Source organism: Devosia sp. Root105 (assembly GCF_001424865.1).
Classification (GTDB): Bacteria; Pseudomonadota; Alphaproteobacteria; order Rhizobiales; family Devosiaceae; genus Devosia_A.
Window position 1 is genome coordinate 57,510 of sequence record NZ_LMCR01000004.1, and the last position, 12,370, is coordinate 69,879.

Consider the following 12,370-nt stretch of genomic DNA (forward strand, 5'->3'; position numbering starts at 1 on the left):
GCGCCGGCTATACCGACGCCCCCGTTATGCGTACGTGCGGCGAAGGTCAGCCCTTGATGCCGGCCGACAGCATGATCGCTTCGGTGACCTTGCGCTGGAAGATCAGGTAGACGATCGCCACCGGCAGGCCGGCGAGGATGGCGCTGCCGAGGTCGCGGGCATATTTCACGCCGAAGGCATCGGTGACCTGGGTGATGCCAACGGTGACGTTCATCATCTTCTCGTCGGTGACGGCGAGGAAGGGCCACAGGAACTGGTTCCAGGCGCCGATGAAGGTGATGATCGCCAGCGCAGTGGTGATGCCCCAGTTCATCGGCAGATAGAGCTTGAAGAACATCTGGAACTCGTTGGCGTTGTCGATCTTGGCCGCCTCGCGCAGCTCCTTGGGCACCGAGTCGAAGAACTGCTTGTAGATGATGACGGTCACCGGCCCATAGACCAGCTGCGGCAGGATCACCCCGAGCCAGGTGTTGAACAGCTTGAACTGACTGATCAGGACGAAGTGGTTCACGATCAGCGCCGGGATCGGGATCATGAAGCTCGCAAGGATGATCCACCAGAGGATGCGGCGGCCGGGGAATTTCAGCTGGCTGATGGCGTAGCCGGCGAGCGCCGACATCATCACCACCAGCACCGTCACCGACACCGCAGTCACCAGCGAGTTGATGTACCAGGTGCCGATCTTGGTGTTGAACAGCACGTGGGTATAGGCGTCGAGCGTGAAGCGCCGGGGCCAGAGGTCGATGCCCGGCTGCACGATGTCGTTTTCGACCTTCAGGGTCGTCACCACCGCCCAGTAGAGCGGGAAGGCCCAGAAGATGGCGCCCAGCACGGTGATGACAGTGGCGATCAGCCCGACGATGTCGAGCGTCCTGATGAGCCGCCGTTTGCGCGGGCTCATGCCCACGACTTCGCCGGCAGCCGGGGTGGTGGCGACGGAGCTCATTTTTCACCTCGGGCGCGGAGCATCTGGAACTGCAGCACGGAGAACACCACGATGATGAGGAACAGCACGACCGCGACGGTGGCACCGTAGCCGCCATTGTTCTTCTGGAAGGCGCTCCGGTAGATCAGTTGCACCAGCCCCATGGTGGCGTCCGAACGGCCGCCATTACCGAACAGGTAGACCTGATCGAAGATCTTGAACTGGGCAATCAGCTGGATGGTCAGCACCAGCACGGTCACCGGCCAGATCAGCGGCCAGGTGATGCGCGTGAACTGGCGCCATTTCGAGGTGCCGTCGAGCGCCGCCGCCTCGTAGATCTCGGGCGAGATGTTCCTGAGACCGGCGATGAACAACAGGATGTTGAAGCCGATGGTCCACCACACGGTGATGAAGGCGACCGTCGGCATGAACAGCGGCAGGGTGCGGAACACCGGCACGTTGTCGCCGGCCACCAGCGCGATCAGCGGCTGCAGCACGCCGAACTGGCTGTCGAACATCCAGCCCCAGACGCGGAACACCACCGAGACCGGCAGAATGTAGGGAATGAAGAAACAGGCGAGGATCAGCGACTGCATCCAGCCCTTCAGGCGGTTGACGCCGACGGCGATGGCGAGCGCCGTTAGGGTGGCCGGCACCACGGTGAGCACCACGAAATAGACGGTGTTCCAGAACGCCACGCCGAACAGCTTGTCCTTGAACAGCTTGGCGTAATTATCCAGGCCGATAAAGGTGCCCGGGCCGATCAGCGGCGCCTTGTGGAAGCTGAGCCAGATCATCTGCAGCGTCGGGTAGATGAACAGCACGGCATAGACGACGACAAAGGGCAGAACGAAGATCAGCGCCGCCAGCACCTCGTTGCGGTTGAAGCGTTTCTTGCGCGCCGGTAGCGGCACGTCGGTGGCGGTATCAGTGGCTGACATCGGTTCTGGCCTCCCCAGTGGTGCATTTCACCGTTCGCTGAACGGCGAAATGCGCCAAGCCTTTGAATTGTCGCGCTTTCGAACCGGAAAAGTCTGCAACTTTTCCTGAAAACGCTCCGAGCAAAATCCGGCCGGCGCCCGGGTGGGCGCCGACCGGTTGGATTACTCCACCTGACCCTGCAGATCGTCGCGCATCTGTTCCATGGCGGACTGCGGATCGATTTCACCGTTGACGGCGGGCATCAGGTAATTGCCGGCAGCGTCGTAGACCGGGGAGGCAACGCCGGCGAGCACCGACGAGGGGTCGAACACGGCGGTGTCGGCGAGGATCGAGTAGGTGGCGTTCGGCTGCTTGGTCTTGAACTCTTCGCTGTCGCGGACCGGCGAGTAGGCCGGGATGTGGCCGGCGTCAGCCCAGGCGAGGGAGTTCTTGTTCATCCAGGCAATGACCTGGAGCACGGCGGCGCGGCGGGCGGCCGGGACTTCGTTGCCGACGCGATTGGGAATGGCGAAGGCGTGCGAGTCAGCCCAGGTGGCCGGATGGTCGAAGAAGGTCGGCAGGGCAATCGCGCCCCATTCGAAGCCGAGCTCACCCTTGGCGCTCAGGTCGGTCATGGTCGGGACTTCCCACACGCCATTGATGTGCAGCGGCGCCTTGCCGCCGGTGAACAGCGCGATCGAGGCCGGGTACTCGGTGGCGGCCGGAGCGAGGCCATCCTTCACCCAGTCGGCAACCACAGTGGTCGCCTTGACGGCCTTGTCGAGGTTGTCGCCCGACAGGAAGTTGCCGTCGGCATCGAGGAACTGACCGTCCTGCTGGCCGAGCAGCGAGTAGAAAATGCGCCACTGGCTGTCGCCGGCGGCGGAGTGGATCGAGATGCCGTACTCGGAACCACCATCCTTCAGCTTCTGCAGCGCCGCCTTGAAGTTGTCGACGCCGTCGAGGCCGGTGGGCAGGCCGTTGTCGCCGATCAGACCGGCAGCGGCCAGCTTGTCCTTGTTGTAGTAGAGGACGACCGAGTGGATATCGAACGGCACGGCATACTGCTTGCCGTCGACCTGGGCGGCTTTCCAGTTGGACTCGGCGAAGTCAGCGCCCGAGAGACCGGCGGCGGTCAGCTCGTCGGTGGTGATCTCGCTGAGGGCGCCCGAGGAGACGCCGAGCGGCAGGCGCGACAGATGATAAGTCATCACGTCCGGGCCTTCGCCAATGGCGGCCGAGGTCTGGACCTTGGTGTAGAACGGGGTGCCCCACTCGAGCGTGGTAGCCTGGATTTCGATCTTGCCGGCGTTCTCGGCGTTGAACTTCTCGATCAGCGCCTTCATGCGGACGCCGTCACCGCCGCCGAGGAAGTCCCACCAGGTCACGACTTCCTGGGCCTGCGCCACGGCCGGCATCAGCAGGGCCGTCGACAGCAGCGCCATCTTCAGAAACGATTTCATCATTGCATTTCCTCCCATCGGGTTAGCTCCATGCGCAGGCGTTGCGGATCGGTGCGGACCGTCCCTGTCCCGGGCCCTGCGCATTGAGCAGTGGGGTGGCCGTTCGGGACATTATTGCTGACCTATCTTGTGATATGGATCAGAAATTCGGATGCATAAGGGCGTATCTTCCCTATTGATGGATACGAGTTTCAGCCGGCGCTGTAGGCGACGTCCCTCACGTCAAACAGGTGCGAAGAGGCGCCGTCGAAATCGAGCTTCACCTGGTCGCCGACATTGATGCGCGACTGGCCTTCGTCCTCGGCGATCACCACCGAATTGTCTGACAGACGCACATAGGCGAGGGTGCGCTCGCCCAGCCGCTCGACCACATCGGCCTTGCCGCTGACCGCGCCATTGGCCGACACCTTCACCGATTCCGGCCGGATGCCGAAGGTCACCTGGCCGTCACTGGGCAGGCGGGATGAGGCGATGCCGGTGAGGATTTCCGAGTTGTCGGGAAGCCGGATCAACGCCTTGCCGTCACGATCGGAGAGCTGCTGCACCGGCAGGAAGTTCATCGAGGGTGAGCCGACGAAAGCGGCGACGAAGCGCGAGGCCGGCCGGGAGTAGATCTCCATCGGCGTGCCGATCTGTTCGATCTTGCGATTGTTCATCACCACGATCCGGTCGGCCAGCGTCATGGCCTCGATCTGGTCGTGCGTCACGAAGATCATGGTGGTCTTGAGGCGTTGATGCAGTTGAGCAAATTCGATGCGGGTGCGGGCGCGCAGGCCCGCGTCGAGGTTAGACAGCGGCTCGTCGAACAGGAACGCCTTGGGGTCACGCACGATGGCACGGCCGATGGCGACGCGCTGGCGCTGGCCGCCCGAGAGCTGCCCGGGCTTCCTATCGATCAGGTGTTCGAGCTCGAGGGTTTTGGCCGCGGCGGCGACGCGTTTCGCAATCTCCTGCTTGGGCGTGCGGATGTTCTGCAGCCCGAACGACATGTTCTCGCGCACCGTCATGTGCGGGTAGAGCGCGTAGTTCTGGAACACCATGGCGACGCCGCGCTCGGCGGGCGGCAGCTCGTCGACGCGCCTATCGCCGATATGGATTTCGCCGCCGTCGATGTCCTCGAGGCCCGCGATCATCCGCAGCAGCGTGGACTTGCCGCAACCCGATGGGCCGAGAAAGACCATGAACTCGCCGGAGCCGATGGTCATCGAAACGTTCTCGATGACCCGGACCTGACCGAAGTGCTTGCTGACGTTTACGAGCCTGATATCGGCCAAATCGCGTTCCTCCCGGGTCGTCCCCGGCCCGCGCGTCCCTTGGGGATCTCGCGGACCGGTGCTGATGCTATTGCGGCTGACAATATTGTCAATCCTGTATCAAAAGAAAGCGGAAAATTCATCTTAAGTTTCAGATAGTTAGAGGAAATCATCATCCGATGATGACGCGTTTCCTGTGTTTCCTACCCGAAAAGCTGATTCAGTTTCCTTCAGTCCGTCTCCAGATTTGCCGTGGTGGTGACAAGGCCGTCGAACAGTGCCGCCGCGACCGGATCAACGCCCGGCGCGTCATTGGTCAGGCGGAAGGTGGTGACCACCAGGCCGCCTTTGCCGACGGTGCGGCGGGCGATGGTGGCGGCCGGCTTGTTGATCCAGCCGATGACCACGCCGGCATCGATCAGCCCCTCATATTCCCAGGAGCGGAAGCCGGTCAGCACGTGGTGCGGCACGACGCGATCGAACGAGATATCGAGCAGCGGGCCGCCGGGCAGGTTGGCGAATGCCCCTGTCCGCTTGATCCAGGAGAAGTTGGCGATCCAGTCGCCGCGCCACAGCGTGCCATCGCGCAGCACCAGCCCGATATTGGGGAGCTGGGTTTCCGAGCCGAGATGACGGGCTCGCTCCTTGCCTGCCGGCATGGTCGGCGGCTCGGCGCGGGGTGGGTCGGTGCGGAGGTTCCGGTGCGTCTCGGCCGAACCGTCGGCCAGCACCAGGTAGCGGGCGCCGTGGCGCATCGCTTCGATGTCGTCGGCGCCGAGCGCATGGGTGAGCACCAGGTCAGCGGCAGCGGTATCGGTGGTCACCGTATAGCCGAGACCCTTGGCGAAGGCTGCGAGTTCGGGGCTGGCGGCGGCGATCCTTGCCGGGCCGGCCGTGCGCTTCGAGTAGACCGAGACCTGGATCTCGTTTTTGGCCAGCAGCTTGCCGCCGGCTTCGAGCTTCAGCGCAATACTGGCGACGCGCGCCTCACCGCCCAGCGTGATCGTGGCGGCGCCGAGGTCGGCGACCGCGAGGCCTGCCGTCGCCGGCACGTCGAGCTTGCCGCTCGTGCCCTCGACCGACCAGCTCAGCGTCGCGCCTGCCGGCACCGCCTTGCCGCCGGTCGCCACCTTGAGGCTCAGCGCGATGCTGTCGCCCGAAGTGATGGCGTGATGGGCCAGCTGCGGCACGATCACCGTGTCGTTGTTGATCTCGGCGAAGCGATCGTGGAAGGCGCGCGGGTTGCGGTTGATGTCGAGCAGGCCGTTGGCCTCCCAATGCACGTCCGTCATCTCGGTGATGACGTAGCCCTGGATCGGTGCGTGGGCGCGCATCGACTCGATCTCGTATTTGAGATTGGCGAACTGGTACCACTGCACGTTGGTGATGAAGTCGCCGAAGCTCTGGAACACCTTGTCGAGGTGGTAGGTGGCGAAGCGGTTCTGGATACCGTGCGGATAGGCCGCGCCGTCGCCCCAGTTGCCGCCGGTCTCGGCCCACCAGGGCTCCGCGCCGGCAGGGGTCTTCACCTGGTCGGGATGGGGCAGACCCCAGACGCCGAACTCGGACACCACCAGCGGCTCGTCGCCGCGACGCTCGCCATCGCCAAAGGGCGTCCAGGTCCAGTCGGCGGCGCCGGCGAACTCCTCGGTCAGCTTCTCCCACTCGGCGCGGCGTTCCGGCACCGAGCGGTAATAGTGGTAGTCGTTGATGTCGGTCTTGACGTGGAAGTTCGGGATGCAGGCCGAGTTGTCGACGACAAGCCGGCGCGGGTCCTTCTGCTTCAGCCAGTCATAGGTATCCTTAAGCCACTGGCGGTGATCGGCGTTCTCGATCAGCCGGGTGCCCCAATCCTCGTTGATGATGGTCCAGGCGATGATCGAGGGGTGGTTGCCATCCCTCGCGATAATGCCGGCCATGGTGTCGCGCATGCGCTGCGCGGCGGCGGCAGTGAAGTACTGGACATTGGGGATTTCGGTCCAGATCAGCACACCCAGCCGGTCGGCGACTTCGTAGTAGCGCGGATCCGGCACCTTGATGTGGACGCGCAGCAGGTTGAGGCCGAGATGCTTGGCCTTCTGCAACTGGTCCTCGAGGAATTCCAGCGAGGGCGGGGTGCAGATGCCATCCGGGTAATAATCCTGGTCGAGCGCGCCACGCAGGTAGAGCGGCTGGCCGTTGAGGAAGAACTTGCCGTCGCGGGTCTCGATCTTCCTGAACCCAAAGCTATGCGTGGTGCTGTCGACCACTTCGCCGCTGGCGATCAGTTCGAGCTTCAGGGAATGCAGGTTCGGCGTGTCGGTCGACCACAGGGCCGGGGCGTTGAGCTTCAAAGTGAGCGAAGTGCCGGTGGTCTCGGCGGAAACCCCACCCACCGTGGCGCGCACCGTGGCGCCGGCGCCGGCGGCCGAGCGGGTCAGCGTCAGCGCAACTTCGCCGCTGTCCGGGTTGGCGTCGATCGCCACATGCGCGACGTGCCGCTTATCGCGCGACAAGAGCTTCACCGACTGCCAGATGCCGCCGAGCGGGCCATACCAGCTCTGCTTGCCGTGCGGGATTTCACCGAACGGATAGTCCGGATAGGCCTCGGCGTCGCCGCTGGGCAGGGTCACGTGCACTTCCAGCGCGCTCTCGGCCGGGGTGCCCGCGGGGATGACGAACTCGAAGGGCAGGTAGCCGCCTTCATGGGTGCCGAGCACGCGGCCATTGAGGCGGACTTCGGAGAAATAGTTCACCGCGCCGAAGCGGATGGCGATCTCGCGGCCCTGCCAGGCGGCCGGGATCGACAGCTGGCGGGCGTAGATGGCCTTGCCGGCGGCGTGACGGAGATCGGCGAATTCGGCCTGCCAGGGGCCGGGAACGGTAGCATTGCGCCAGTCGCCATGGCCATCGAGCCGGAAGCGCCAAGCGCCATCGAGCGAGATCTCCTCGCGTGCGTTTGCGCCAGCCTTGGTGGCCGTAGTCTCGCCGATCATATAGTCCTCCCACCACGCTAATAATTATTAGCAGTTTCGTTATGGCTACCGGCTTTCCAGCGGTCTGGCAAGCGTTGCGGTTGCTAATGAGTTTAGCAAGCGAAGTTGCGCACACGGCTCGAAGCCTGATAATGCTGCGCTTTGAAGACGTTAAACGAACGCTTTAGACGTGTTGGGGGAAGTGGTGGCAAAGCGGCCGACCATGATCGAGATCGGTGAGCGTGCGGGGGTCTCGCAGGCCACGGTGTCGCTCGTGTTGAACCGGGTGCCGAATGCGCGTGTCGCCGAAGCGACCCGGGCCAGGGTGCTCGAAGCCGCGGACGCGCTGGGCTATCGCAAGGGGCCACAGCACCACGTGCCCGAGAACAAGACCCGGGTGATCGGCCTGCTCATCGACGAAGTCACCACCACGCCGTTCGCCACGCCGTTCATCGAGGGCGCGCGCGAGGAGGCGGCACTGCAGGATGTGGTGGTCGCGACCTTCTCGACCCGCTCCGATCCCAAGCTCGAAAGCCTGGCGCTCGACATGCTGCTCAGCAACCAGATCATCGGCGTGCTCTATGCCAGCCTCGTCACCCGGCCGGTCGAAGTGCCGGAGCGGCTACGCGACGTGCCGACCGTGCTGCTCAACTGCTACGACAAGCAGCGCTACTACCCCTCGGTGGTGCCGGCCGACGTCACCGGCGGCTATGCCGCCACCGAAGCGCTGCTGAAGGCCGGCCATCGCCGCATCGCGCATCTCGCTGGCGAAAGCTGGATCCAGGCGGCCGACGACCGCGAGCGCGGCTATCGCCAGGCGCTCGCCTCATGGGACGTGCCTGTCGACGAAGAGCTGATCATGCGCGGTGGCTGGACCATCCATGGCGGGCGCGACCTGACCACGCGGCTGCTCGATATGCCCAACCCGCCCACCGGCATCTTCGCCTTCAACGACCGCATGGCCGTGGGCGCCTATGGCGCATTGCAGGCGCGCGGGCTGCGGGTGCCGGACGATATGTCGGTGGTCGGCTTCGATGACGAAGACACCAGCATGTACATGAATCCGCCGCTCTCGACGGTGGTGCTGCCGCACGAGGAGATGGCGCGCTGGGCGGTCGGCACGCTGCTCGACGAACAACTCCCCGCCGCCTCGCCGCGGCGGGTGAAGATCGAGTGCCCGCTGATCAGCCGCGGCTCTATCGGGCCGGTGCCGGTGCGGGCTGCGGCCGAGTAGCTTTCCGCAGCCGCTCCCAAGAGTACCAGCCCGCCGACAGCAGCACGAGCACGCCAACCGTCACCAGCGCCGCGGTCAGCGAGCTGCGCACGGGCTTCCCCATGAAATAGCGGGTGGCGAAGAAGCCGATATTGGAGAGCACGAGGAAGCTCAGCACATGCCGGCCGGGCGTCAGCAGCAGGGCAGGGATACTGACCCGCGCTGCGATGAAGCGGCAGAGCCAGAGGTAGGCGATCAGGATCGCGGCCGGGCCGACGATCCACAGGATGGTCGGGGGGAAGCGGTAGGGGAACTGGCCGGTCTGGAGCGTCACCCAGTAAAGGTAGCCGGTGACCGCCAGCGCTGGCACGAAGTGCCAGGCCCGCACCGGATGGCTGCCGTACCAGATGCCGAGGAGGAACCACGGCAGGTAGCAGAGCAGCGGGAAATTGGCGAAGCCGGTATGGCTGACCAGGGTCGGCAGCAGCGGGACGATCGCGCCGGTGGTGTAGAGGGTCGTAGCGAGGCAGGCGAGCGTCGCGACGACCAGCAGCCACGGGTTGCGGCCGATGGCGAGCAACGCCGGGCGCGCCACCAGCGCCAGCAGCGACAGCATGAAGAAGGTGGCGAGGAACTCGCTCCAGCCGAACAGCCGCTGCATGCTGACCACGTCGAGGATCAGCTGCGGATCGAGCTTCCTGCGGTCGACCAGCAAAGCGAAGGCGAAGGACGACGCATAGACGGCCAGCAACAGCAGCAGCGAGGGCCGCAGCTGCCGCCAGAGGCTGCGCTTTCGCCCCTCCGGGTTGGGCAGGCCGAGACCGATGCCGAAGGCGAACAGGAAGCCCGGGAAGCTGACGAGGTTGGCATACTCGGCGAAGATCGCCGCCTCGGGCCTGGCGCGGAAGGTGATGAGCTGGACGACATGGGCGCCGACCATGCCGATGACCAAGAGGGTCTTGAGCAGGTCGAGGTCGGCGGCGCGGTTGGAACTGGGGTTCTTCATGATTGTTTGCGTTCCTCTAGCCGCTCACCGGCCGTGAGCTCCCCTCCCCCTTGAGGGGAGGGGTTGGGGGTGGGGGTCCATCGGTGATCACAGAACCAACCCCCCCCCCCCCCCCCCCCCCCCCCCCGCGGCCGGCGGCCCGGCCCGCTCTACTCCGGTAATGCATCGAGCTCGGGCCAGCCATCAGCGGTCCATCGGAGGGGCGAGAACTGGAGTTTCGACACGCCGAGGTCGTCACCGTCGTAATAGTGGTAGGCGAGCATCTCGCCCTTTGAGGTGACGATGGCTTCCTGCCCGCCGGGACCGATGAAGCGGCCGGTCTTGCCCAGAAGCAGGGTGCCGCCGCCCGCGAGCATCGGCTTGCCGTCGCGATCGAGATAGGGACCGGTCACTGCGTCGGCGCGGCCGACGCGCATGTTGTAGGTGCTGTCGAGCTGCTTGCAGCACTGGTCGAACGACACGAACAGGTAGAACCGCCCCTCGTGCTCGAGAATGCTGGCCGCTTCGATGCCGGCGCCCTGGCGTGAGGCGAGGTCATGGGTCGGGGTATCCGGCGTGAGCAGCTTGCCAGAGGCCGGATCGAGCTCCCGCATTTTGATGCCGTCCCAGAACGAGCCATAGGCAAGGAAGGCGCGGCCGTCGCTGAGGTCGATGCGCCAGGGGTCGATGGCGTTCCAGCTGTCCTTGCCGTTGGATTTGAGCACCAGGCCCTGATCCTCCCAGCCCTCGCCGGGTTTCTCGAGGTCGAGCGCGGCATTGGTCATCAGCCCGATGGCGCTGGTGTTGATGCCGAACGAGGACACCGAATAGTAGAGGTTCCAGGTCTCGCCGTGCCTGCTGACCGATGGCGCCCAGATGTTGAGCGACTGGTAGCCGAGTTCCTTCCGCTCCCATTTGGGGACGCCCTTGCCGATCGATCCGGCGTCGGTCCAGGCAATGCCATCCGGCGAGGTCTTGGCGCGAATGGCGCCGCGATAGAGCCCGCCCTCCTGTCCGGTCTGGAAGGCGACGAATTTGCCGTCGACCTCGATCACCGTGGGGTCATGGATCCTGATGTCGCCGGTCAGCGTCGGCTGCACATCGGCGGCCAGCGCCGGCGACACGAGGCCGCAGAGCAGCGTGGCCACCGCAAGGGATCGAAACATCGCACTCCTCCGACGCGATGAAAGGGGCGAAGGCATCCCAGAGATTGGCGGCGGGTGTCAACCGATCACGCGATCGGGAACACGTGGGTAACGCGATCTTAATTTCGTTCAGGAGAATAGACGAGAAACCGTCGGCCAATTGTGCCGGCAGATCGGCCCAGCGTTCTATCCGGGCCGCCCCTCTTGTGCAGAGGCGCCTTCATGTACCGCGTAAACAAGCCCATCGAATTCTCTGTTTCCCGTCGTAGTTTCGGTATTGGCGCTGCTGCGCTGATCGCTTCGTCGGCGTTCACGCCGGCCTTTGCCAGCGTCGGTGGCTTCGTCGACCAGACCTGGCAGCGGGCCAAGGCGCGCGGCGTGTCGAAGCGGGTGTTCGACATCGCGATGGGCGATTTCAAGCCGATCGGCTCGGTGCTCGAGCTCAGCAAGAAGCAGCCGGAATTCGTCTCCACCGCCGCCGACTATGTGGTGAAGCGGGTCAGCGACGCGCGCATCGGCACCGGGCACGAGATGCGCGGCGAATGGGCCGAGACGCTGAAGGCAGTGAGCGAGCGCTACGGCGTGCAGGGCGAGATCATCCTCGCCATCTGGGGCATCGAGACCAATTTCGGCGGGTTCCTGGGCGGCACCAACACGGTGCATGCGCTGGCGACGCTGGCCTATGGCGGCTATCGCACCGATTTCTTCGGCTCCGAGCTGATCACCTCGCTCGAGATCCTCGAGGGCGGGCATGTGCGCGCCAAGGACATGGTCGGCTCGTGGGCCGGCGCCATGGGCCTGCCGCAGTTCATGCCGTCGAGCTTCATGAAGTATGCCGTCGACTTCAAGGGCGATGGCCACAAGGACATCTGGGGCTCGGTGCCCGACGCGCAGGCTTCGATCGCCAACTACCTGAAGTCGTTCGGCTGGCGAGCAGGGGAAACCTGGGGTTACGAGGTAAAGCTCGCGCGCGACTTCAACTACCAGAATGTCTGGCAAGGCCTCACCGCGACCCTGGGCGACTGGCGCGGCGTCGGCGTCGTCCGCGCCAACGGCAAGCCGTTCCCGCGCGACAGCGATACCGCCCGGCTCTACATGCCGATGGGCGGCAACGGCCCGGTGTTCGCCGTGCTGCCGAATTTCGGGGTGATCAAGCGCTACAACAATTCCGACAGCTATGCGCTGGCCGTCGGCCACCTCGCCGACCGGATCCTCGGCGGCAAGGGCTTTTCGGTCGCCTGGCCGAAGGACACGGCGCTCAACGCCGATGGCCGGAAGCAGGTGCAGGCGAAGCTCTTGAAGAAGGGCTATGAGATCGGCAAGCCCGATGGCGAGATCGGGCCGAAGACGCGCGCGGCAGTGATCGACTGGCAGACGCGGGCGGGGCTGCTGCCGGATGGGCATGTGTCGGGGAATCTGCTGAACGCGTTGAGCTGAGGCGGTTTTCGACTAGATGGCCGGTGCGGGCTGACCCCCACCCCTGTCCCCTCCCCGCAAGGGGGAGGGTGACC

The 12,370-nt window shown here is 64.9% G+C and carries 9 protein-coding genes; 2 read left to right on the forward strand and 7 right to left on the reverse strand.

The annotated features are described in order from the left end of the window. Positions 1-46 precede the first annotated feature (46 nt). The 5 genes from ASC68_RS07010 to ASC68_RS07030 form a co-directional block, all read right to left on the reverse strand. A complete protein-coding gene (locus ASC68_RS07010) occupies positions 47-901 on the reverse strand; it encodes a carbohydrate ABC transporter permease (RefSeq protein ID WP_055877052.1) in 855 nt (284 codons plus the stop codon). A gap of 41 nt (positions 902-942) precedes the next feature. Next, a complete protein-coding gene (locus tag ASC68_RS07015) occupies positions 943-1,866 on the reverse strand; it encodes a sugar ABC transporter permease (RefSeq protein WP_055876939.1) in 924 nt (307 codons plus the stop codon). Between the two features lie 162 nt (positions 1,867-2,028). Further along, on the reverse strand, positions 2,029-3,309 hold the full coding sequence (locus ASC68_RS07020) for an extracellular solute-binding protein (RefSeq protein WP_055877055.1): 1,281 nt from the start codon (positions 3,307-3,309) through the stop codon (positions 2,029-2,031). 191 nt (positions 3,310-3,500) lie between these two features. Further along, on the reverse strand, positions 3,501-4,583 hold the full coding sequence (ugpC, locus tag ASC68_RS07025) for a sn-glycerol-3-phosphate ABC transporter ATP-binding protein UgpC (RefSeq protein ID WP_055876942.1): 1,083 nt from the start codon (positions 4,581-4,583) through the stop codon (positions 3,501-3,503). Between the two features lie 209 nt (positions 4,584-4,792). After that, complete coding sequence (locus ASC68_RS07030) at positions 4,793-7,537, reverse strand: glycoside hydrolase family 2 (RefSeq protein WP_055876945.1); 2,745 nt, start codon at positions 7,535-7,537, stop codon at positions 4,793-4,795. 184 nt (positions 7,538-7,721) lie between these two features. Between ASC68_RS07030 and ASC68_RS07035 the strand changes: the two genes are divergently transcribed. Beyond that, positions 7,722-8,750, forward strand: a complete 1,029-nt coding sequence (locus ASC68_RS07035; RefSeq protein WP_156387273.1) for a LacI family DNA-binding transcriptional regulator — start codon at positions 7,722-7,724, stop codon at positions 8,748-8,750. Here the strand turns inward: ASC68_RS07035 and ASC68_RS07040 are convergent. Beyond that, a complete protein-coding gene (locus ASC68_RS07040) occupies positions 8,713-9,735 on the reverse strand; it encodes a hypothetical protein (RefSeq protein WP_055876948.1) in 1,023 nt (340 codons plus the stop codon). The genes ASC68_RS07035 and ASC68_RS07040 overlap by 38 nt on opposite strands. Positions 9,736-9,884: 149 nt before the next feature. Continuing rightward, the gene (locus ASC68_RS07045) at positions 9,885-10,880 is read right to left on the reverse strand and encodes an arabinan endo-1,5-alpha-L-arabinosidase (RefSeq protein ID WP_055876951.1); all 996 of its coding nucleotides are present in this window, start codon (positions 10,878-10,880) and stop codon (positions 9,885-9,887) included. A gap of 201 nt (positions 10,881-11,081) precedes the next feature. On the opposite strand from ASC68_RS07045, the gene ASC68_RS07050 reads away from it, so the two are divergent. Beyond that, positions 11,082-12,296 (forward strand): lytic murein transglycosylase, encoded by a 1,215-nt coding sequence (locus tag ASC68_RS07050; protein WP_055876954.1) that lies wholly within the window; start codon positions 11,082-11,084, stop codon positions 12,294-12,296. The last annotated feature ends 74 nt before the right edge of the window (positions 12,297-12,370 follow it).

Coding starts and splice junctions, on each gene's coding strand:
- ASC68_RS07030 (WP_055876945.1), bottom strand. CDS start 7,537: ATGATCGGCGAGACTACGGCCACCAAGGCTGGCGCAAACGCACGCGAG.
- ASC68_RS07015 (WP_055876939.1), bottom strand. CDS start 1,866: ATGTCAGCCACTGATACCGCCACCGACGTGCCGCTACCGGCGCGCAAG.
- ASC68_RS07045 (WP_055876951.1), bottom strand. CDS start 10,880: ATGTTTCGATCCCTTGCGGTGGCCACGCTGCTCTGCGGCCTCGTGTCG.
- ASC68_RS07040 (WP_055876948.1), bottom strand. CDS start 9,735: ATGAAGAACCCCAGTTCCAACCGCGCCGCCGACCTCGACCTGCTCAAG.
- ASC68_RS07010 (WP_055877052.1), bottom strand. CDS start 901: ATGAGCCCGCGCAAACGGCGGCTCATCAGGACGCTCGACATCGTCGGG.
- ASC68_RS07020 (WP_055877055.1), bottom strand. CDS start 3,309: ATGAAATCGTTTCTGAAGATGGCGCTGCTGTCGACGGCCCTGCTGATG.
- ASC68_RS07050 (WP_055876954.1), top strand. CDS start 11,082: ATGTACCGCGTAAACAAGCCCATCGAATTCTCTGTTTCCCGTCGTAGT.